At 60.7% G+C, this 20465-nt stretch carries 20 protein-coding genes; 18 read left to right on the top strand and 2 right to left on the bottom strand.

Annotated features, from left to right (window positions below; translation table 11 throughout):
* Positions 1–28: 28 nt before the first annotated feature.
* The 13 genes from N2603_RS28820 to N2603_RS28760 all read left to right on the top strand — a co-directional run bounded on the left by N2603_RS28820 (position 29) and on the right by N2603_RS28760 (position 12203).
* Entirely contained in the window at positions 29–535 is a 507-nt protein-coding gene (locus N2603_RS28820) for an A24 family peptidase (protein WP_035667491.1), read from the top strand.
* Between the two features lies 1 nt (position 536).
* Positions 537–1514 (top strand): Flp pilus assembly protein CpaB, encoded by a 978-nt coding sequence (gene cpaB / locus N2603_RS28815; RefSeq protein ID WP_026312509.1) that lies wholly within the window; start codon positions 537–539, stop codon positions 1512–1514.
* Complete coding sequence (locus N2603_RS28810; RefSeq protein WP_026312508.1) at positions 1514–2707, top strand: CpaE/TadZ family protein; 1194 nt, start codon at positions 1514–1516, stop codon at positions 2705–2707. Before cpaB ends, N2603_RS28810 begins: the two co-directional genes overlap by 1 nt.
* Entirely contained in the window at positions 2704–4140 is a 1437-nt protein-coding gene (locus N2603_RS28805; RefSeq protein ID WP_260384784.1) for a TadA family conjugal transfer-associated ATPase, read from the top strand. Before N2603_RS28810 ends, N2603_RS28805 begins: the two co-directional genes overlap by 4 nt.
* Positions 4137–5069, top strand: coding sequence for a type II secretion system F family protein (locus tag N2603_RS28800; protein ID WP_260384783.1), 933 nt, complete (start codon positions 4137–4139; stop codon positions 5067–5069). Before N2603_RS28805 ends, N2603_RS28800 begins: the two co-directional genes overlap by 4 nt.
* A complete protein-coding gene (locus N2603_RS28795; protein WP_260384782.1) occupies positions 5066–5953 on the top strand; it encodes a type II secretion system F family protein in 888 nt (295 codons plus the stop codon). Before N2603_RS28800 ends, N2603_RS28795 begins: the two co-directional genes overlap by 4 nt.
* An 84-nt stretch (positions 5954–6037) precedes the next feature.
* On the top strand, positions 6038–6490 hold the full coding sequence (locus N2603_RS28790) for a hypothetical protein (protein WP_260384781.1): 453 nt from the start codon (positions 6038–6040) through the stop codon (positions 6488–6490).
* Positions 6491–6497: 7 nt separating this feature from the next.
* Complete coding sequence (locus N2603_RS28785) at positions 6498–7841, top strand: pilus assembly protein TadG-related protein (protein ID WP_260384780.1); 1344 nt, start codon at positions 6498–6500, stop codon at positions 7839–7841.
* On the top strand, positions 7841–8263 hold the full coding sequence (locus N2603_RS28780) for a TadE/TadG family type IV pilus assembly protein (protein WP_260384779.1): 423 nt from the start codon (positions 7841–7843) through the stop codon (positions 8261–8263). The genes N2603_RS28785 and N2603_RS28780 overlap by 1 nt, the downstream gene beginning before the upstream one ends.
* A 456-nt stretch (positions 8264–8719) precedes the next feature.
* A complete protein-coding gene (locus tag N2603_RS28775; protein WP_260384778.1) occupies positions 8720–10375 on the top strand; it encodes a type II and III secretion system protein family protein in 1656 nt (551 codons plus the stop codon).
* A gap of 11 nt (positions 10376–10386) precedes the next feature.
* Positions 10387–10785 carry a hypothetical protein gene (locus N2603_RS28770; protein ID WP_260384777.1) on the top strand — a complete coding sequence of 133 codons (399 nt, stop codon included), beginning with the start codon at positions 10387–10389 and terminating at the stop codon, positions 10783–10785.
* Between the two features lie 207 nt (positions 10786–10992).
* Complete coding sequence (locus N2603_RS28765) at positions 10993–11529, top strand: tetratricopeptide repeat protein (RefSeq protein ID WP_018646294.1); 537 nt, start codon at positions 10993–10995, stop codon at positions 11527–11529.
* 176 nt (positions 11530–11705) lie between these two features.
* The gene (locus tag N2603_RS28760; RefSeq protein ID WP_260384776.1) at positions 11706–12203 is read left to right on the top strand and encodes a hypothetical protein; all 498 of its coding nucleotides are present in this window, start codon (positions 11706–11708) and stop codon (positions 12201–12203) included.
* On the opposite strand, the gene N2603_RS28755 is transcribed toward N2603_RS28760, so the two are convergent.
* Together N2603_RS28755 and N2603_RS28750 are read right to left on the bottom strand one after the other, a co-directional pair.
* Positions 12204–14381 carry a spermidine synthase gene (locus N2603_RS28755; RefSeq protein ID WP_260384775.1) on the bottom strand — a complete coding sequence of 726 codons (2178 nt, stop codon included), beginning with the start codon at positions 14379–14381 and terminating at the stop codon, positions 12204–12206. It lies immediately after the preceding gene.
* Between the two features lie 296 nt (positions 14382–14677).
* Complete coding sequence (locus N2603_RS28750) at positions 14678–15760, bottom strand: acyltransferase family protein (protein ID WP_260384774.1); 1083 nt, start codon at positions 15758–15760, stop codon at positions 14678–14680.
* A gap of 732 nt (positions 15761–16492) precedes the next feature.
* Between N2603_RS28750 and N2603_RS28745 the strand changes: the two genes are divergently transcribed.
* From N2603_RS28745 to N2603_RS28725, 5 genes are all read left to right on the top strand, one after another.
* On the top strand, positions 16493–16768 hold the full coding sequence (locus N2603_RS28745) for a hypothetical protein (protein ID WP_145832137.1): 276 nt from the start codon (positions 16493–16495) through the stop codon (positions 16766–16768).
* A 194-nt stretch (positions 16769–16962) separates the two neighbouring features.
* On the top strand, positions 16963–18048 hold the full coding sequence (locus N2603_RS28740) for a hypothetical protein (RefSeq protein ID WP_260384773.1): 1086 nt from the start codon (positions 16963–16965) through the stop codon (positions 18046–18048).
* A 687-nt stretch (positions 18049–18735) separates the two neighbouring features.
* Positions 18736–19035 carry a pilus assembly protein PilZ gene (locus tag N2603_RS28735; protein WP_018646288.1) on the top strand — a complete coding sequence of 100 codons (300 nt, stop codon included), beginning with the start codon at positions 18736–18738 and terminating at the stop codon, positions 19033–19035.
* A gap of 6 nt (positions 19036–19041) precedes the next feature.
* Complete coding sequence (locus N2603_RS28730; protein ID WP_260384772.1) at positions 19042–19284, top strand: PilZ domain-containing protein; 243 nt, start codon at positions 19042–19044, stop codon at positions 19282–19284.
* Positions 19285–19547: 263 nt separating this feature from the next.
* Positions 19548–19892 (top strand): hypothetical protein, encoded by a 345-nt coding sequence (locus N2603_RS28725; RefSeq protein ID WP_260384771.1) that lies wholly within the window; start codon positions 19548–19550, stop codon positions 19890–19892.
* Positions 19893–20465 lie beyond the last annotated feature (573 nt).

The following is a 20465-nucleotide window of genomic DNA, read 5'->3' as shown; positions in this document are numbered from 1 at the left end:
TTTTTTACTGTTGTGAGGCGTGTTTTTGATGAGTTGGATTGTTGCCATAGTCTCGGTTCTGCAAATCCTGTTGTTGCTGTATGTGGCAACGATCGATGTCGCGACGCGGCTCATCCGAAACGAGATCTGTCTGGCTCTGGCGCTGCTCGGAATAGCCAGCCAATTGGGCAGCTCGATGCAAATCGCGGAGTCGTTGATCGCCGCTGCGATCCTGTTTCTGCTGATGTTGGTTGTCTACATACGGGGAGCGATTGGCGGCGGTGACGTCAAGTTGCTGGTTGCCTTGGCGGTTGGCCTCCCGCTGACGGGTGTGATCAAGTTGTTGACTATCACCGCGCTGGCTGGCGGCGTTCTTGCCCTCGCCCATCTGGTGATGCGCAACCTGCCATATCCGAAGTTGGCTCCCGCCGGATCATCGCTCGCGCGGCGGGTCTACGCGGTAGAGCGCTGGCGCCATTTGCGGCACGCACCGCTGCCGTACGGCGTTGCGATAGCCTGCGGTGGCATCTGGACCATTTTGAGCAAAGGATTTTGAGATGTCATCTGCATTGCGTCTTTCGATCATCGTAGTGCTGTTGCTCGCAACCACCGCGTTCGGGCTCATTGCCTACAACATGAACCAGCCGAAGCAAGTCCCCGTGGCAGTCGCGGAGGGCGCGGCGCCGGCGCCGGCTGCTGGGCCCGCGACTGTCGGCTATTTCGTTGCGGCGCGTGCGCTGCCGAAGGGCACACTGGCCCGTGACGAAGACTTTGCTGTCCGAACGGCAGCGCCGGAACATGTTCCAGCCGGGGCGATCCTTGAGACGCCCGACTCCAAGGCCGGACTTCCTGGCTCTCTGGTTCGCAAATTCGTCGACGCCGGCAGTCCCGTGACGCTGCAAGACATTTTGCGTCCGAAGGATCGCGGCTTTCTCGCCAGCGTCCTGGCTCCGGACAGCCGTGCCATCAGCATCAAGGTTGACGAGGAGTCTGGCGTCTCGGGCCTGATCAGGCCGGGTGATTACGTGGATGTCTTGTTGACCCAGGTGTTCGAGAAGGCAACTCCGGCGCGCCGTGCACTGAGCGAAACCGTACTGCGGAATGTTCGAGTCATCGCTATTGACCAGGAGATCGTGCAGGGCGGGCGAGGCATCAGCGCCGTGACAGGCAAACAAGCGCAAACTGTGTCGCTGGAGCTTGGTCCGGACCAGGTCAAGAAGATCACAGTCGCAAAGCAACTCGGGACGCTCTCGCTGTCCGTGCGCGCGGCTGTCGATCAATGGGATAAGGCGGACGGCGGCGCCATGTCGAGCTGCGATGTATCGCCTGAGCTTGCCCGCCAGAATGCAATTGCCGGCCAGACGACCGCGGTGGTGGTTCATTCCGGCGGCGAGCGTAAGGAGTTCTCGGTCAGGAAGGAAGACACAGGCAACAGCATCACCAGCGTGAGCTGCGATGGGTCGCCCGAGGTTGCCCGCCAGACTACAGCGGCGGCGGCGGCAGGTTACGCCGCCAAGTTGCAGGAGAAAAGATAATGAACATGGCAATGGTAAGCCCGCGTGAAGCCGTATCCGTCGTCGAGCGCGACCGGGTCGTCTGCTTCGTCGATGACGAGCTTAGTGCCGCAGCTCTGCGCAAAGGCCTCGAAGGCAGCAACCTGGCGATCAGACGAGGCACGATCCGCAATGCCATACGGATGCTCGAAACCGACACTGAGCTGTTCGCGTTGGTGGTCGACATCAGTGGTATCGATGATTCGTTTACCGAACTCGAAAGGTTGGCAAGCGTCTGCCCGCCCGATGTCCGGGTGGCTCTGATCGGTGAGAGCAGGGAGATCACTTTCTACCGGGAGCTCATGGAAGTCGGTGTGACCGAGTACCTTCCGAAGCCGCTCACGCGGGACATGGTGATGGACCTGCTGCGCCCGAAGCTGCTCGGCGACGTGCCGACGGGGCAGGCCGATCGCGGCGGGCATGTGATCTCGATCTGCGGGGCACAGGGTGGCGCCGGAGCAACCAGCATCGCCATCAATCTCGCACTGCAGCTTGCCGAGACCACCAAGGCCAAGGTCGCATTGCTCGACCTTCATCTGCAGAATGGTGAAACGGCAGTCATGTTGGGCGTTCAGCCCGGGCCGGGGCTCCGGATCGCCCTGGAAAACCCGATGCGGGCGGACACTTTGTTTCTCGAGCGCGCGGCTATTGATGTCAACGAGCGGGTTTGCCTGATTTCTGCCGATGAGGATCTGGATGCACAGCTCGACATCACCGAAGCGGGCGTGCGACACGTGCTGGGTCTGCTCCGTCAACGCTTCAACTACATTGTCGTCGACGTGCCGGTCCCGTTTGGGCCGTCGATCCATCCGGTCATCACGCTTTCGCGTCACGTGCTTGTGCTGCTGGAAGCCGAAGTGACCGGACTTCGCAATGCCCACGCCCTCCGCACCGCCGTCACCAACATCGCCGGCAAGGATCGGGTCTTTACCTTGCTCAATCGTGCCAATCGGGCCGGGGGCCTTCCCAGGGCAACGATCGTCAAGGCCCTAGGCGCGGAACCGGACATGGTGATCCCCGATCTCGGAAAGGGGATGACCCAGGCCGTCAATCTCGGAATTCCGGCACTCAAGCACGTCAGGGGATTGCGACGTTACCTTGCCCCGATCGTGCGGGAGATCGCCGGTGTCGGCGGGCAGCGGAAGGGACGCTTGCGGAGGCTGCTTGGGCTATGAAAAAATTCGGAAGGCGCGAAGACGACCTGGCGGCTCGCTTGCCTTCATTGGCGCCGGACCTGCCTGAATCGCCGCCAAGCTTCACTGCATCGACGGCAAGCGCGCCGCCGTCGACCCCGAGCCTGCCTGCATCGGCGCCAAGCTCGACACCAAAGCGCGACGAACCGGCTATTCACCATCCAGTGATGTCGGCATCGCTGCGCGAACGCGTCATCGAGCAGATTGAGCCATCAGCGGCTGCGACGGTTCCGCGCGACGTTCTGCGGCGTCAGATCGAGGAAATCATCCACGGCATCGCCAATCAGGAGCGGCTCGAACTGTCGGGTCGCGAACAGCTTCTGCTGGCGAACGAGATTGCCGACGACATGACCGGCTACGGACCGCTCCGTCCGCTCCTGCTGGATGAGTCGATCAACGATGTGATGGTCAACGGACCGAGCAGCATCTATGTCGAGCGAAGCGGCAAGCTGGAGCGGGTCGCGGTCCGCTTCCGCGATAATGACCACATCGCATCGGTGGCGCAGAAGATCGCTGCGCAGGTCGGCCGCCGCGTCGACGAATCCAGTCCGATGGTCGACTGCCGCCTGCCGGACGGTAGCCGCGTCAACATCATTCTTCCGCCGCTGGCAATTCACAGCCCCTGCATCTCGATCCGCAAATTCCCGGCCCGGCGGCTGAACATCGCCGGATTGATTGAGAATGGCTCGATGAGCCCGGGCATCGGCCAGCTGCTCGAGGTCGCTTCCCGCTGCCGGCTCAATGTCTTGGTCTCCGGCGGCACCGGCTCCGGCAAGACGACGCTGCTCAACGCCATGAGCCAGTTCATCGATCACGGCGAGCGCGTTGTCACCATCGAGGATGCGGCGGAGTTGCAGCTGCAACAGCCGCACGTAATCAGCCTGGAGACGCGGCCTCCCAGCCTCGAAGGCACCGGGCAGGTGACGCAGCGAGATTTGCTCTGGAACGCGCTGCGCATGCGTCCGGACCGGATCGTGGTGGGCGAGGTGCGCGGCGCGGAGGCATTCGACATGCTGCAGGCGATGAACACCGGCCATGACGGCTCGATCTCCACGGTGCACGCCAACAGTACCCGCGACGCCCTGACACGCGTCGAAAACATGGTACAGATGGGCCAGGTCAATCTGCCATCGCGGGCGATCAGAACCCAGATCGTTGCTGCATTGGACATCATCGTTCAAGTGGAGCGCATGCGGGATGGACAGCGCCGGATTGTCCAGATCAGCGAGGTGGTCGGCCTGGAAGGCGAGGTGATCACCACCAACGACATCGCTCTGTTCGAGTACCGGGAGGAAGACGTTCACGGCAGGATCCGGGGCACCTACAAGTCGACCAACGCGGTCCCGAAATTCAAGAGCCGTCTTGTCTATTATGGGCTCGAGCGAGCCTGGGCCGACGCGATGGGGCAAATATGATACCGGTCTATGTGATCGTCATTGTCCTTGGGCTGCTCGTGTGCGCGTCGTGCACGACGTTGGTGCTCGATGCCCAACAGCGACGCATCGATCGTCAGCTCGCGATAGCGCTGCCCGCCTCGCATACGGCCGGCCTGCCGTCAATTCGTCGTGCGCAGACCGGATCCCGCTCGCAGTTTCTGCACCGCCTGGTCAATTACCGGCCCGAGGTCCCTTACGCCTTGCGCCCGGCCTATGTGCTGCTTGCCGGTTTCATCGCAGCTGCGGCATTCTGGTTTGCCGTTAGCCCGTTGCAATTTTCCACGCTCAAGGTGTCCATCGTGGCTGCATTTATCGCCATCATGGTGGTGCGCGGTCTGTTCGGATGGCAGCAGCGTAGTTTTACCGACGGACTGTTCCGGCAACTGCCTGACACGGTCCAGCTCGTCACGAGTACCGTTCGGTCGGGGTTGCCCGTCCACGAAGCATTCCGAACCATCGCCCGCGATATGCCGCAACCGACCGCCGGGCAGTTTGCGATCGCATGCAGCGAATTGAATCTGGGCAGGCCACCGGAGGACGTCATTGAAGGCATCTATCGGCGAACGCAAGTGGCGGAGTACGGCATCTTCGCAGTGACGCTTGCGGTGCAGTTGAAGTCGGGCGGCAGTTTGGCCGAGACCCTGCAGATCCTCGGAGATACCGTGCGGCAGCGTGTTGCGCTGGCTGCTCGCGCGAAGGCTCTCGCCGCAGAAGTGATCTTTTCGTCACGCGCACTTTCACTCGCGCCGTTCATCGTCGGTGGCGTGATTTACTCGCTCAATCCGGAAACCATCGATATCCTGTTCCGTGATCCGGCCGGAAACGTGATGCTGGCCTATGCGGTCACCTCGGTGGTTATCGGGCACTTCGTGATCCGTTGGATGATCAGAAGGGATACAGCGCTATGACCACAAGTCTCGGCCTGGTCGCTCTCGCCATCGCAGCTGCGACTGCGACCTTCCTGTTGCTCATCCGCGAAATGCACTTTCGTGCATTGGACACACGTGTGTCGAACGCGGTGCTGGGTATCCCTGACCAGACGGCGCGCTCCAAGGACATTGTCGGTTGGTTTTCATCGCTGGGCGCGCGGTATCGGCGCTTCTATGCCGAGGAAAATATCGAGGAACTGCGAACGATCCTTCAGTCGGCTGGTTTCAATCATCATCGAACCCTCTCGATCTGGATCGGCGTCAAGATCTTCTGCATGTTCGCGGTCCCGATTGCTGCCTTCCTCTTTGCGCAGCTATCGGGGGCGAACTTGCTGGTCTTCACGCTTGTTGGCGTTGTGATCGGGATCATGGGGCCGCGACTGATCATGTTGACGCTGAAGCGGCGTTTTGACGCTGCCATTCGGCTCGGCATGCCGGATGCCATCGATTTGCTGGTTGTGTGCAGCGAAGCGGGAATGGGCCTCGAAAGCGCGCTGCAGCGTGTGGCGGCTGAGATCCACCAGACCAATCCCCCCATGGCCGCCGTCCTGACCGATCTGCTCGATGATCTCAGGATCCTGCCAAATCGCTTCGACGCGTTCGAGAAGCTGGGAGCGAGGTCGGAGGGACTTCGCCGCTTCGGCACCATGATCAGCCAGAGCCTGCAATACGGAACGCCGTTGAGCCAGGCCCTGCGCGCCATCGCTGCCGACCTGCGCCGGGAACGCATCACCAAGCTGGAAGAACGAGCCCACAAGCTGGGCGCCAAGCTGACACTTCCGATGGTGCTGTTCCTGCTTCCGGCCATGTTCGTCATCCTGGGCGGAGGGCCGATGCTGAACCTCATTCATGCGTTGAGGTGAATTCGCATGCGGGCGGGAGCCAAGAGCGTGGTTGCGTTTGGAGCACCGGTCTTGAGGAGCCTTTCGGCCGCGTCGAGGTCTGTCATGCGCCGCAAAGCCTCTTTCCTGGCGGATCAACGCGGCGCCGTCGCACTTGAGGTCCCGGCCGTCTGGCTCTTTCTGATGTTGATCGTGCTTCTGCCGCTTGCCGACATTACGGTCGCCGGGTTCAAGTTTATATCCGCGCGGCAGGCATTGCGTAACTTCGGGCAATCCATTCTGTATTCCCCGCCACCGGACGTTACGAATGCGTCCAGTTGGTCGTCGGCCGCGCTGGCCAAGGCCGACACTCGTTATCCGATTCCCAGCATTCAGCTCATTTGTGGGGAGAGCAATGCCGTCTGCAGTTCAGCTAACTCTGACCCCACCCAGCCGAAGTATTTTGTGTACACGACAACGGTCACGTTGTCGCCGATCGTGTTGAAGTCGCTGTTGTGCACGGGCGGCACGACCAGTGGCTGTAAGTTCACACTGTCTTACACAGAGCGGTTTCAATAGGTGTCCCATGCGCAAGCTGCTCCGTAGCCGTCGAGGTTCAGTCGCATTCGCAACCTCCATCGCCCTGGTGCCGGTGGTCGGATTTATGGCACTTGGTGGTGAGGCCGCGTCCTGGTACGTCACCAAGCAACGCGTCCAGGGGGCGGCTGATGCGGCCGCCTATGCGGGCGCCTTGCGGCTAGCATGCGAAGCTTCTGGACAGGCGGGCACAAGCTGCAATAACTCACAGCCATTCGACTACCGCGGCAAGCAGGGTGCCGCCCAGAACGCGTTCTGCAATTCGGGCGACACGTCCTATCCTGGTTCCAAATGTTCGACGAGCCTTCCGAGCGGAATCTCACAGAGCGTGCAGGTCGCTTCGCTGGCGTCGTGGAACGGGACCGCGGGCACATTCGTCCAGGCCACCGTTAGTCAGCAGCAGCCGGCATACCTCGCCAAGGTGCTTGGTTTCTCGACGATCAACGTGGCCGCGACGGCGGTCGCCAGTGTTGCTAATGGATTAGAGAATCCTCCATGTGTGTTGGCTCTGAAAGACCCTGTCACGTTCCAGGGTAGCGCTACCGTATCGTCGCCAACCTGCGGCATTTCGTCGAACAGTGCAGCGGCAAATGCGATCGGCTTCATCGGCAATTCGGGGATCTCGGTGAATGCACCGAGCTACACGGTCGGCGGCTGCACCCAGACGGGAGGAAGCCAATGCACCGGCGTGCAAACCTATCAGCAACCGATCCCTGATCCATTAAGTGCAGTGAACACGGCGCTGTCCGCGTTGAAGACGTCAGATTTTCCGAACAAGAACAACAGCTCAACACCTCTGCCATATGAGACATGCACCTGTTACAATTCCGCCAATAATCCGACGTTCAGTGCCCCATTGAACGGCACGTACTATTTTTCGGGGAACGTCAAAATCAATAACAATCCAACGATAACAGGTACGGCGACCCTGATATTTCTCGCAGGAGCATCACTCACCATCACCGGCACCCCGACGATCCAGCTTACGGCGATGAGCGCGCCTACCGGACCGTCCAAATTGTCAGCATCGGTGTTGGCTCAGATGGCCAAGCTCCTCATCTATGATGGTGAGACCTATACGAAGCAAGGCGTCAACATCAGTGGCACTTCCAATAGCTATTTCAATGGCACGGTCTATATACCGAATACTCCCGTCACGTACGGAGGCAACAGCACGTCAAGTGCCCCCGGTACCGGTTGCTACCAGGTCATAGCTTACGCTGTGTCATTCACCGGCAATACGACGCTGGACAACTCTAAATGTCCTAGCTCTTCAGGTAGTCCTGGCTCGGGAGCACAGCCTGGCGTCCAAACCGTGCTTTTGGTGCAATGATGAGAAAGCTCGATCAGCGCGGCGTCGCGGCGTTTGAGTTTTGCATCGTCGCCGTCGCGATTTTCACATTGATCTACGCCATCTTCGATCTCGGGCGTTACGCAATCGCGATGCAGTCGTTGCGCTCGCTGGCGGGCGCTGGTGCGCGCGCAGCCATGATCAACAAGTGCTACACAGACGCCGCACTCAAGAAAACAACAACCGTCACCTGCAGCGGTGACTACACGACCGACGCGCAGAAGCGAGCTCTTGTCCCATTCCTTTATGCCAACAATCTCGCACCTACAGTGACTACGGTGACGGGAACCTCTGCAGTTACAGTTACGGCATCGCTGCAAGGGTTCAGCATGATGTTTCCAACGATCTGGGGCTCGGGCTTCACTAACCCGAGCGCCTCCACCCAGATTCCGTTACCAAACTGAGCGTGCTTCTACCGGGGTTCTGCGGGAACACGGTGAAGCAAGAATCACGGAAGCATAGACCGAACCAGCCCCCCGCCCAGACTTGATCTGATCGCCAGCTTTGGGTTGCCAACAACGTCAAACCGGCCGCGCTGCAGGTCGGCATGCCCCCAAAGTGGTGCGCGCTGGCAACATCGGGAAGTTTTCTCTGGCCTTGCCGCAACCGGATGACGGTCTTTCCTTGCAAACCACGGGTGCAGCGGGGGATTATCTCCGGGCCGCGTTTTGCGGCTGGCGGTGCCGGGGCAGGGTGGGTTCGTACCTTCTCCAGCGCGCCAGGAAAGCGAATTCATCGGTAACTATTTGTAGTCGGACACATTGTAAGCTCCACGGCGTGGTGTGCGAGGGAGAGTGGTAAGTGCCGGGGAGCCGTAAATTTACGTAATTGGTCGCGATACTGCGGCGGAGGGGATCGAGATGAGTGGCGGTCGCGTGTGGGGTAACGCGGAACGTGGTCTTTTCGCCGTAAGCCTGGTGGCTCTTGGCGCTGCGCTTGCCTTTCTCCCGTCGGCGGATCGCGCGCGGGCGGCTGAGCGTCGGGACTCTTCCAGCGGCGTCTTTGTCAGCGAGATGAACGACGTCCAGCGGGTCAGGGTGACGGTCAACAAGTCGCGCACCTTCAGGGTCGATACGGCATTTGCGTCGATCGTCGCGGGCTCGCCTGACATCGTGGACGTGAAGTCGCTGACCGACCACCTCATCTATGTCCAGGGCAAGAAGACCGGCACCACCAACGTCATCCTGTTCGACAGCTCGATGAAGCAGATCGGCATTCTCGACGTCGAGGTGACCGTCGACATCGGCAATTTGCAGCAGAACATCCAGAACGGCACGGGCACGCGCGGCATTCGCGTTTCGGCATCCCAGGGCCAGGTGGTGCTGAGCGGAATGGCCGCCGATGCGGTCGCCGCGGAGCGGGCGCTGACGATTGCCAAGGGCATCGTTCCCGAGGGCGGCATCGTCGTCAACGCCATGAGCGTTGCGGCACCGCAGCAGGTGATGCTCGAGGTGCGCTTCCTCGAGGTCAACCGGCAGGCCGGCCGCGACCTCGGTGTGAACCTTTATGCGGCGAACGCCAACGGCACCAATGTTGCGAATACTGGGCGGGGCGGAGTCGCCGCAGCGGGGCGGGATCCTATTGGTGGTATCAATACCGCAAATGGCCCCCTGGGCACGGGAGGGGGTCAGGTGGGCGCTGCTCCCACAGGCAGCCTTCCCCTGCTTGCTACGGCAGGCACGCTCATAGGTTCCGCCGGCGGCATAGCTCCAGCCCCGTTCGGAAGCCTGCTGACCAGCATCTTGAGGACCAGTAACGGCGGATCGGTGGACCTGCTGATTACGGCCCTGGAAACCAAGGGATTGGCTCGCCGGCTGGCAGAGCCGAATTTGACCACGCTTTCCGGAGATGCCGCGCGCTTCCTGGCCGGCGGCGAGTTTCCGGTCCCGATTCCGAGCAACACGACGAGCGGCTTCCCCACTGTCACGATCGAGTACAAGAAGTTCGGTGTCGAGCTGGCCTTCGTGCCCACCGTGCTCTCGCGCGGTGTGATCAACCTCCGTGTCGAGCCCTCGGTCAGCGAGCTTGATTTCGCCAATGCGATCTCGATCCAGGGCACCACTGTTCCGTCACTGACCCGCCGCGACGCGCGCACCACCGTCGAACTGCGCGACGGCCAGAGCTTTGCGATCGCCGGCCTCTTGCAGACCCGCAACCGGCAGGACGTCTCGCAACTACCCTGGATCGGCTCGGTGCCCGTGATTGGAACCCTGTTCAGCAGCAAGTCGTACCAGCAGGAAGAAACCGATCTCGTCATCATCGTGACGCCGCGGTTGGTCGCGCCTGCGGCGCCCGGCCAGCAACTGGCATCGCCGCTCGACTCGCGCCTGCCGGCCAACGACGTCGACTTCTTCCTCAATGGCCAGATGGAAGTCCGCAAGCGTTACGACGACTACGTCAATTCCGGCGGCGAAGTGAAAGGGCCTTACGGCCACATCATCGCGCCCAATGCGATCGTGCCTGTTCCGCCACCGGCCGTTGGTGCAAACCAAGCGGTCGTGAAAACGCTGAACTAGAGGAGGCGGGGATGACCATCAGGTATCTGGCACTGCTCGCACCCTTGCTGCTCGGCGGCTGCTACGGCGTGTATGGGCATGACGAGATGGACCGTTACTTCCAGCGGTCCGAGACCATCACGATGAGCGCCGGCAACGCCAAGGAAGTCAACGCTGCCACCCACACGATCCATCCATGGCCCCGATACGTCGGCGATCGCAGGATCGCGTACGACGCCCGGCGCACGGGCGGGGCCATAACGCGCTACGGCAATCAGCAGCGTCCGCTGGATCAGCTCCCCAACATGGGCCAGCCGACCGAAGCTATGGGCCAGCCGCCGCCTGTCACCACAATTCAGAATGTTAACGCAACCGGATTAGGAGCGGGGACCGGAGGATCGGTGGCCGTCGGGGTAGGAGGGGGCAGGTAAGGAGCCGAAGATCTCGATCCCTCGAGCGCAACCGATCCCATTGGATCGGGCTGATCGAGGCAGGGGCGGGGACTTCGGAGCCGGGGATGTGAAGGTCTGTTCGTGGCGTAGCCGTTTCGGTCGCGCCGCCTGTTACTCGTAGGTTGTTTCGCGATGATCTTTGGAACGATGCAGGGAGTTCGCCGGGGCTGGAGCACGGGACGCGCATTGCGTCGTCTCGTTCCGGCGCTCGCCTGTTGCTGGCTGGCGGTGGGCCTTGCCGCCTGCGACTACACGACGCGGGAGGCCGCGATCGTCGCCCCCGTGGATCCGCCGGGCGGCGACCCCGTACAGGAGCCGACCGACGTCAAATACTATCCCTCCGACGAGCCCGTGCGGGTCGGGCTGGAGCATTTCAACCGCGGCAACTACGGAATGGCCCAGCGCTACTTCAGGGACGCGGTCGAGAAGTCGCCGAAGGACGTGACCGCTTGGGTTGGGCTCGCGGCAAGCTATGACAGGATACGCAGGTTCGATCTTGCCGATCAGGCCTATGCGCAGGCGATCCGGCTTGGCGGCGAGACCGTGCAGATCCTGAATGACCAGGGATATTCCCTCATGCTGCGCGGCAATCTGAATGGCGCGCGGCGCAAGTTCGAGAAGGCGTATTCGCTCGATCCGGGCAACCCGGTCATCGCCAACAACCTTGAGCTTCTCAACGGTAGCCGGAAGTTCATCGAACGGCCGCCGAACAATCAGCCATGAGCTGAGAACCTTGCCGCAGTAGCCTGTTTTTAATGATGTTTTTGTACTTGGTGGCTCCGGTGCAGGGACGCGTTAAGACAAGTTAAATGCTTTGGAACTAAGAAAAGCCAAACGTTTTCATACGTATGGCTTGTTTTATGAATCGCCTTTTCAAGCTGCAATTCATCGGTCCGTGCGTGCTGTTCGCGGCCACCCTTGGCGCCGAACTGGCGGTGCAGGCCCTGCAATATGCGCCGAGCTCGGAACTGCTCTGGTTCGTCAATCTCCGGATCTTCGGCATCTTCCAACGCAGCCACGCATTGCTGAGCGGGATTGTTGGGATCGACGGTTTCCAGCTCTTCGGCGTCGCGCTGCCGCTGTTCCTGCTGGCTTGCCTCGGGCTCGCAGCCAACGCCAGGCCCGCGTTCACCATCGCAACGCACCTGAGCGCTGGCTATGCGGGATTTCTGCTCTTCGCCTGGCAGTCGGGCGTGCCGACCACGGCGCAAGCATCGCTTGGACCGTTCGCGGTCCCGACCGGTGCCGGCCTGTACGTCATGGCGACGATTCTTGGGGCTTGCCTTCTGTCCTTTGCGATCACGCACCTGCTGTATTTCCAGGCCGTCGGAAAGGAAATTGGAGCCTTGCGCAGGTGGCTGCGGCCGCGCCGGACGGCTGCGGCAACCGAGGCCTGATCAGCGCCTGAACTTCCGGTCGATAACGGCGCCGAGGACGTTGGCATAGTCGTCGGTCCAGGCCGTGCGCGCGTTGGGATCGAGGCGCTTCCATCCTGGCTGCGCCGGCAGATCACCGAGATCCTGCACGTCCCGAGCAAGCACGACCACCTGTGTGCGCGTCCGCGTATCGTCGTCGCCGTGGTTCGTTGGAATTTCATCCTTGCCGAAAGCGACGAGGCCTTCCGCAGCGCCGACCGCGGCTGTCGGTCCCCACAGCGACATATGCTGATTCGAGATGTGCACCACGATGACGCCGTGCGCGGTCAGGTGCGACAGATATCCGGCGAACGCCTCGCGCGTGAGCAGATGCACGGGAATTGCGTCGGAGGAGAACGCGTCGAGCACGATGAGATCATAGTGCTCCGGTGACGCCGAGAGCGTCAGCCGCGCGTCCCCGAGCACGATGCGCGTGTGCTGGCCGCATTCCGACAGGAAACGGAACAGGGCCGGGTCGCTTGCGATGCGGGCCACATGTGGGTCGAGCTCGAAGAAGGTCCATGCCTCGCCGTCCCGCCGATGACAGGCGAGACTGCCGGTGCCGAGCCCAACGGCCGCGACGCGCGCCAGCCGTCCTTGCGCGGCGCGGGCCGCTGCGATGGCGTCGCCGATCGGCCCGCCGAAATAGTAATACATCGTTGGTTCGGGACGGCCGCGCACCCGTGTCCCGTCGTTGTTGCGAACGCGTTCGGCACCATGTGCGGTCGTTCCGTGCATCAGGAGACGGACTCTCCCCGCGGGGTCCTCGACCACGCGATGCACGCCGAAGAAGCTGCGGTCTTGCTCGATCGGCGAGAGGAGTGGATCGAGCTTGGCAATCGCGAAGGCGAGCGCCGCCAGGCCGAAGAACAACGCCGGTTGCCGTCGCAGCAGCAGCATGCCGCCGGCGAGGACAATGAGCGCGATTTCGGTTGGCACCACGGCGCCGGCCGGCATGCGAAAGCGGAACCACATCATGGCGACGATCGCCGCTGCCAATACGAGACCGGGGCTGCTATGCCGTAGAAACCGGCCTGGCCCGCCGGCAAACGCACCGGGCATTGCCAGTAGCACTGCAAGGACAAGGATTGGGTATTCGGCGACGCCGTTGAACGTATGCGGCGCGATCAGCCCGGCGTAGATTCCACCGATCATCCCGCCGAACGAGGTCCACAGATAGAATTCCGTAAGTCGCGCCGGCGCCGGTCGGCGGCGATAAAGCTCGCCGTGGCACGCCAGCGCAAGCACGAAGAAGGCCGCCAGATGCATCATCAGCAGCGCACTCAAATACGGCCGAGCCAGCGCCGACGCAGTGACGATCACAGCCACGGTGGCGAACGGCACCATGCGCAATACCCGCTCATGTTCCACCCAGGCACGGTCGCGGAAGATCGCCACGAAGGTCAGGAGGTAGAGCGATAGCGGCAGAACCCATAGAAATGGCGCTGCCGCAAGATCGACCGAGATCGCCGCCGTGACCGCGACCACGAGGCCCGCGGGGATCGCGGCCAGCAAGGTCCACATCGCGCGTTCGGCTATTTTGGAAACGGCGGTCGTGTCCGCGGTTGTCTCACGGATCGCAGGCTTGTCCGCGGTGGCGACCATCACCGCCGCCGTCGCAATCAGCAGGACCAGGAGGAAATAGCCGACCGACCATGCGTGAACCTGCGAGTGTAGCGTGACCAGCGGCTCGACGATGAAGGGATAAGTCATGAGGGCCGCGAACGACCCCAGATTGGACGCAGCATAGAGCAAATAGGGGTTTGCCACGTGGGGATGACCGCTCGCTGCGAACCAGTTCTGCAGCAGTGGGGCGGTCGCGGCGAGCGCGACGAACGGCAGGCCGATCGATGCGGCGAACAAGCTCAGCAGCCAGAGTTCGAGCCCTCCCTGCGGCGGAGCCTCGAAGCCGTAAGCAATGCGGATCGGCAATGTCGTGGCGGCAATCGCTAGCAGGCCAAGATGGACGAGGGCCGAGAGACCCGGCGAGAGCATGCGGCAGAGCAGGTGCGCATAGGCGTAGCCCAGCAACAGTGCCGACTGGAAGAAGACCATTGCGACTGACCAGATCGCGGCCGCGCCGCCGAGCCGCGGCAGCACCATCTTTGCGAACATCGGCTGGATCGCGAACAGCAACAACGCCGAGAGGAAAAGCGCCACGGGATATATCAGTGGCGCAAAGCGCACGGTCCGCAGGGATATCGCTCGAAGATTGACCTGGTCATCGAAAGACATGGAGTTTTTGACTCGTGTGGGGCACGCGGTGCCAAATCGACGCGTTAAAATTGCAAATGACAAAAACCGAAGAGGCCTCGAAATCGCCGCGATACTTGCTGCGGCACCAATGAAAAACACGTTCAAGGTAGCATGATCAGATGGACTTCAGGAAATCTGCTCGTCTTCATTCGTCGATCGTCGGTATCTGGGGCGACCAGCGCTGATTGGCTGGATCTTGCTCAAATTGGAACGTGACGGAATTGAATGCCACGAAGGGCGTTGCGGGCTGGCATCTCAATCGCAAAGTAAGTGCCAACGGGCACGGCAGCTGTCGCCGCAGCCAGCATCACATAAACGGCGAGTGGCCAGGCGGCAGGCTCGCCGAACAAGGCCACCGCGCCGAGGAAAATGACAAAGTGGGTCATGTAGATCGAGTACGAAATCACGCCGAGGAAATGCAATGGCTTCGAGCCGAGCAACCGCGACGTGATCGAAGTCGAGTCCGTTGCTGCAAGTACGACGAAGGGATAGACGACTATCAGCGCGTGTGAATTGGCCAGTCCGCAATAAGCCAGCACCACAACGAATGCGATTCCACACCAGATCAATGTAGCAAATTTTGTGGAGGCCACATAAAGCCCGTCGCGCTTCTGGAAGCTTGCAAACGCAGCCCACCCGGCTGTGAATCCCAACGCCCCACGAGCCAGCGCAATCCAGTCACTCCACGGGCTCTTTGCAACGTGGAGCTGCGGAGTGACCAATCGATCATCATAGAAAAACGCGAACAAGAAGAAGGAGGCGGATGTCGCGACAACAATGCAGAGCAGCCTGGTCGATGTTGACGGTAGCGCTTTTTGGAAGAGCAGAATAGGGAACAACAGCAAGTAGCAGAACCATTCGATAGATAGGGACCACGCCGGGGTGTCCCAATGGACGCCTGAGCCGATCACCGGCCACGCATTCAACATCGCCAGCTGCAATGTGAAATCTGAGACCGCAGTTCGGATAGGGTAGCTGATCGGATTGATGACAACGGGCCAGACGTAAAGAGCGCCGGCTGCGATCAGGCAGACTAGATATAGCGGGTAGATTCGAGCGACGCGAGCTGTCAGGTAAGTCGAAAACCTAAACGTCTCCAGATTGTAGACGTAGGATAAGGTGAAGCCGCTAAGGCAAAAGAACAGATCGACGGCGTTGTGCCACATGAATGGGGTGCCGGAGTAGCCGGGAATGGTGTTCTGAAAATGTGCAAGAGCAACAGCAATCGCGGCTAACCCGCGAAGTCCCGTTAGCGCCCGCAGCTCCGGCCGCGAATCTTGCATTGGTTTGCCCCCCGTCGTTAAGGCCACCAACGTCGAGAGGGCGACGCAATCCAGAAAGATATCTCTGTGATGACCGGTCGCTCGCCGTTAATCCATGCCACTCCAGCTCGGGTGTGCTTCGCCCTCACAATCTCGACAAGTACGATAACGGTGAGCATACCGGCAATAAAACTCAGGACAGCAATTGCCCAGACTGAACGGTTCATTTAATGCCTCATAAAGGAGCTAGCGTACCGCAGGCTTGGCGAGCGGGGAAGTGGGTGCCGACCCCGCAGAGGACCTTTGCTCTTCAAGTCGCTGCGGACTTTGGAGGCATGACGGAGATGCTAGTTGTCCGCAACTCCGCGAGGGTGGTTGCGCCTAAATGGGTGACTAAGTCGGCCTAGCATCCTTCACCGCATCTAATGATTATTGGCTGCCGCCGCGGTCGGCATACGATCCAAAGCCACGTTGCCGACTGCGATCAGTTCGCCTCGGTTGTCATCTCGTTCTGGGTTGATAAGCTTGCCTGTCCCGGCCGCAATCTGGCGGGCGACTTCCGGGAAACATCGGTTTTCTTGGGATCGGCATAAGCCAAACATAAACCGTCTTGGACTTGCGAATCGGCCAATGGTTTCAGCTTGTAGGGGTACAGTTAATCCGTAAGATCACGGGGACGGGAAAAAGTAGCGTTTTTCAACTGGCAGACCATCTCACCGACGGACCAAAATGGCGGACGTCTGGCGGCTAGGCATGAAAGCCGAAAACCAACGGGGGCGAACGGTGGATAACGACAAACTCGACGAGCGCCTCAGCTATCTGGAAGGACAAGTTTCTCGGTTACTAACGGCCCTTTGCTGCGCGCTCAGCGTCATACTCGTGTTCATCTTTTATGACCGACGTCCATTTTTCTTAGATCAGGATTACGGCACCCTATTCATAAGAATGGCTGGAGTAGTTGCATCAGCTTTCTTGGTGGGATGGCCAATCGTGAGGTGGATCGTCGGCAAGAAGTCAGAACAGCCATAGGTTGATTCAGTACAGGCGGCGGCCCATCGCGTTGTTTGGAATAGCCCGTTCGCGGGGAAGCCTCCGACGCCAATTCGCCGCGTGAGGGCAATTGCGTCTCACGATGGGGATCGATCCGAGGTGCGGATCATGAATCTCGACTGCTTCCCGGAATAGAAGGTTCAGGATCGAGGTGCTGCCGCGCCGCCGACAGCATGGCGGGTGCCCCACGCAATCTTGACAGCCGGTACCGCAGAAACGACGATCCCGCCCCGTCGCGTTTTGAGACGGACCGCGCTTGGTTCGGGTTTGGCCGAAGGTGGCGAATGAGTACAGATAAATTGCAAGCGTTGAGCGATACCATTGCCGGCATACTCAACGAGCCGCCATCACGTGCGACTTATTTTGACCCTGAGCCTCACGACGGGGCGACTGCCGGCAAACGCGCCGCAAAGTCTTTCGACGGTCCTGCGCATGGCATTGACGCTCCGAAAGGGAGCTTCGGAAGGCTGAGTGCTCGCGAAGCCGGCATTTCACGAAATCCGGCGCCCGAAGCGCACATCGTCCGATCCGATGATCACGAACGCGCCAGCAGAGCTTCCGAGCAGCCACCATCGAAGCTGGAGGCCGCAAGCCTCCGGCCTGACCTGCAGACGCTGGGCACAAATACGCAACGTGCCGCTGTTTCGAGTAACCGGATTTCGCTGCGAGGATGGGGCCTGTTCGGGCTTGCGGGCGTCGTGCTGGCCGCGGGAGCAGGCGCCGCCGCTGTGGTCTGGCTGGGCTCGTCCGGCGATGCCGCGAAGGCGACTTCGCAAACATCGCCTGCGACCATGGTCGCGCCGGGATCTCTACCACCCGAGTTGACCCCGCTGCTCCAATCGATGTCGCGCGATCTCGCAAGCCTGAAAAAGGAGATCGAGCAGCTCAAGCTTGGTCGCGATCAATTGGTCCGCGATAGCGCAAGTCTTGGCGACCAGCTCAAGACCGGCCAGGATCAATTGGGCCGCGCCGTTGCGAGGCTTTCCGATCAAGTGAAGGCCGGTCAGGAATTGGCGGCGCGCGACAATGCGAATGCAACCGAGCAGATCAAGGCTGTCAGGGATCAACTGATCCGCCTGGAGCAAAATGCGGCGCCCAGGAAGCTCACGCCGCCGCCGCCGCGAACGACGGCTCCCGCCGCGCCGAAACCCGCGCCAGCGGCCTCGTCGCCGCAGGCCGCAGCTCAGCCGGCCGCCGTAAAACCGAAACCGGCGCCGACCGCGCCAGCCTCTGCGCCGGCGTCCACGCCTGCACGCTGAGACCTTGTTTTTCGCGACGGAGGGCAAATTGGCCCTCGGGGGCGGGGAACCGCGCTGAAATTACGGCAGTATGGTTCACCGTAATAGAACGGAATCCCCTTGGCATCGAAGTACCGCTAGGGTGTTGATGCCGGGGCTGGATTTCATCACGGACCATCATTTCAACCGGCAAGGGGCCGCTCTTTGAGCGGCCCCTTTCAGTTTGGCCAGGTAGATGGAAAGGAAGCCCGCCTCCGGCAAAAAAGGGCGGTGGAGGCGGGCCAAGGTCGTTTTGCGGCGCCGCTCTCCCCGGGGCTGGTAAGGGTTCCGTCGCTCGCAATGGAACCGTAGCATCGTGGAACCCTGCCTTGAAATCCGCAGGAATACCGGAACATAAAATCCAGTTAGGTCGAGTTTACGGTGATTGATGCCGGATTTACGATCATGAATCCGGTTGAAGGCGAGGCCCCGCGAGCGGTCAGTCGGGCCACGATGAGGCCGAAGAATCCGGTTGCGATTTGCCGAAATTCGACAGGCTCATTAGCCTTTCCTGAATTTTTGTCCTGCACTATCGGGACGACGCGGCAATTTCAGTGCCGTGCGCTTCGGCCGGCGGCCGAGGGGCGTGATTTCGTAAGGGCGTCTCGCGCCGGCCGGCAGGCGGCGAGCTGCGACTCGATTGAATTTTTCAAATCCGGGTTTCGTCCTATGTCTGACTCGCTACCACCCGAAAAACGTGGAACGGCACGCATCGAGTTCTCGCGCGGCGTCGACGTGCATATGGTGGCTATCGACGGAACGTGGAGCCGGCAGTGTAAGATGACCGACGTGGCGGAAGCAGGAGCGAAGCTCAGGATTGAAGGCTCGATCGAAGGTCTTGCGCTGAAGGAGTTCTTTCTGCTGCTTTCGACGACCGGTGCGGCTTTCCGCCGCTGTGAGCTGGCCTGGATCAACGGCGACAACATTGGAGTTCACTTCCTGCGCGGCAAGAACCCGGGCAAGAGGTGAGTTGTCGTGGAGGAGCGTCGCAGACAGCAACGTGCGACAGTCGACGAGGTCGCATACATCGCCGGCGACGGATCCAGCATGCGATGCCGCGTCGTCAGTCTCTCCGATCTTGGCGCCGCCATCGAGATGGCGGACAAGGTCTACGTCAGACCCCGCATCAAGCTGATGCTGGAGAAGGATCGAATCATCCGGGATTGCCGGGTCGTCTGGTCCAGCGGAAATCGTATCGGTGTTGAATTCCTGGATTAGGGATCGCGCGGTCGCGATACCAGCGGTGAGCATCTCGTTCCAGGCAAGAAACGGCCGTTCAGGCCGAAAACGGCGGCCATTGCCGGTGCCGGGTAGGCTCGGGCCCGCGCACCGATCACGTTTTATGGCAGATTTAATCTTTAACGACCAAGATTTAGGCTTGCATGAGGGGAGGGCCTGGACAACTGTGACTGATCCGTGGGCACATTTTAGCCTACGGCTAACGCTAGAATTTGGCTGTATCGGGTTTTTGGATTTTTCGAATGAGAACGCTGTTCATCATTCTCGGCATTTGGTTGCTGATTAACGTTCTTTTCGTCGTCTTGATGATCCCGCCGCGTAAGCCGCGGACGGCGAATGTCGTCGGCAGGTCGAGCGACGCCACGCCTGTCGCGGCCGGGATGAACTATGGCGCGACCGAAACTCAGGACGAGAGCATTTCGCTGCGCCATGTCGTCATCGCTATTGCGCTTGGCGCGTTCTTCTCGTTAACGCCGCCGCTGCTCGAAGCTTACGATGCGATCAAGGGATTGGTCAGCAAGCGTCTGCCCGGATCGAAGAACGACCGGGCTGATCCTGGTGGTGACGCGCAAGCGGGAGAAGGATGACGCGCCTTCTTCGCCTGCGCGGCATTGCGGCCGCGCAGGGAGCTCCGTCGATCAGCTCACCAATATTGGTTCATGCGATACGGCCGGGGGTACTGGCCCCGGTAGTAGATAATTCCAGGTCCGGCGACCGGCCGGTGTCGAAAGCGCGAGTTGGAGAGGTCGACCGCGATCGCTCGCACGTCGTGGCCTGCAGAAGCAGGATATTCGTAACTGAAGACGTAGCCGTCGTCCGCAACGGGCGCATACTGTCCATAGAAGGACGGGCCCTGGCCGTATCCAAACCCCCACGCATTTTCGACGGTGGGAAGGCCGCCCGTTCCCATCCGCGTTCCGGCAGCAACTGCCGATCCTGATGTCACGAGGGCGCCGATCCCAAGAAGCGCTGCCGCCGCCAAGATGTATGAAGTGCCTCGCATCGCGTTTCTCCTCTCAAATTGGGTGTCAGAAACAGGAGTAGACGCAGCTGAGGCTATCCGCTCTCGAGTGATAACGGTAGCGATTAGGGGCACGCGCCTGGCGGTGAGTTAGCAGCTGCAAAAACGATAAGGCTTGCCTCGGTTAATCGGATCGATA

The organism is Bradyrhizobium huanghuaihaiense (assembly GCF_025200885.1).
GTDB classification, from domain to species: domain Bacteria; phylum Pseudomonadota; class Alphaproteobacteria; order Rhizobiales; family Xanthobacteraceae; genus Bradyrhizobium; species Bradyrhizobium huanghuaihaiense.
This window is presented reverse-complemented; position numbering and strand designations above follow the sequence as displayed.

Excerpts from the sequence above, each read along its gene's own strand:
- N2603_RS28780 (WP_260384779.1), top strand. The coding sequence starts at position 7,841 with ATGAGAAAGCTCGATCAGCGCGGCGTCGCGGCGTTTGAGTTTTGCATC.
- cpaB (WP_026312509.1), top strand. The coding sequence starts at position 537 with ATGTCATCTGCATTGCGTCTTTCGATCATCGTAGTGCTGTTGCTCGCA.
- N2603_RS28795 (WP_260384782.1), top strand. The coding sequence starts at position 5,066 with ATGACCACAAGTCTCGGCCTGGTCGCTCTCGCCATCGCAGCTGCGACT.
- N2603_RS28790 (WP_260384781.1), top strand. The coding sequence starts at position 6,038 with ATGCGCCGCAAAGCCTCTTTCCTGGCGGATCAACGCGGCGCCGTCGCA.
- N2603_RS28800 (WP_260384783.1), top strand. The coding sequence starts at position 4,137 with ATGATACCGGTCTATGTGATCGTCATTGTCCTTGGGCTGCTCGTGTGC.
- N2603_RS28750 (WP_260384774.1), bottom strand. The coding sequence starts at position 15,760 with ATGCAAGATTCGCGGCCGGAGCTGCGGGCGCTAACGGGACTTCGCGGG.
- N2603_RS28740 (WP_260384773.1), top strand. The coding sequence starts at position 16,963 with ATGGCGGGTGCCCCACGCAATCTTGACAGCCGGTACCGCAGAAACGAC.
- N2603_RS28805 (WP_260384784.1), top strand. The coding sequence starts at position 2,704 with ATGAAAAAATTCGGAAGGCGCGAAGACGACCTGGCGGCTCGCTTGCCT.
- N2603_RS28775 (WP_260384778.1), top strand. The coding sequence starts at position 8,720 with ATGAGTGGCGGTCGCGTGTGGGGTAACGCGGAACGTGGTCTTTTCGCC.
- N2603_RS28770 (WP_260384777.1), top strand. The coding sequence starts at position 10,387 with ATGACCATCAGGTATCTGGCACTGCTCGCACCCTTGCTGCTCGGCGGC.
- N2603_RS28785 (WP_260384780.1), top strand. The coding sequence starts at position 6,498 with ATGCGCAAGCTGCTCCGTAGCCGTCGAGGTTCAGTCGCATTCGCAACC.
- N2603_RS28725 (WP_260384771.1), top strand. The coding sequence starts at position 19,548 with ATGAGAACGCTGTTCATCATTCTCGGCATTTGGTTGCTGATTAACGTT.
- N2603_RS28810 (WP_026312508.1), top strand. The coding sequence starts at position 1,514 with ATGAACATGGCAATGGTAAGCCCGCGTGAAGCCGTATCCGTCGTCGAG.
- N2603_RS28820 (WP_035667491.1), top strand. The coding sequence starts at position 29 with ATGAGTTGGATTGTTGCCATAGTCTCGGTTCTGCAAATCCTGTTGTTG.
- N2603_RS28735 (WP_018646288.1), top strand. The coding sequence starts at position 18,736 with ATGTCTGACTCGCTACCACCCGAAAAACGTGGAACGGCACGCATCGAG.
- N2603_RS28745 (WP_145832137.1), top strand. The coding sequence starts at position 16,493 with ATGAAAGCCGAAAACCAACGGGGGCGAACGGTGGATAACGACAAACTC.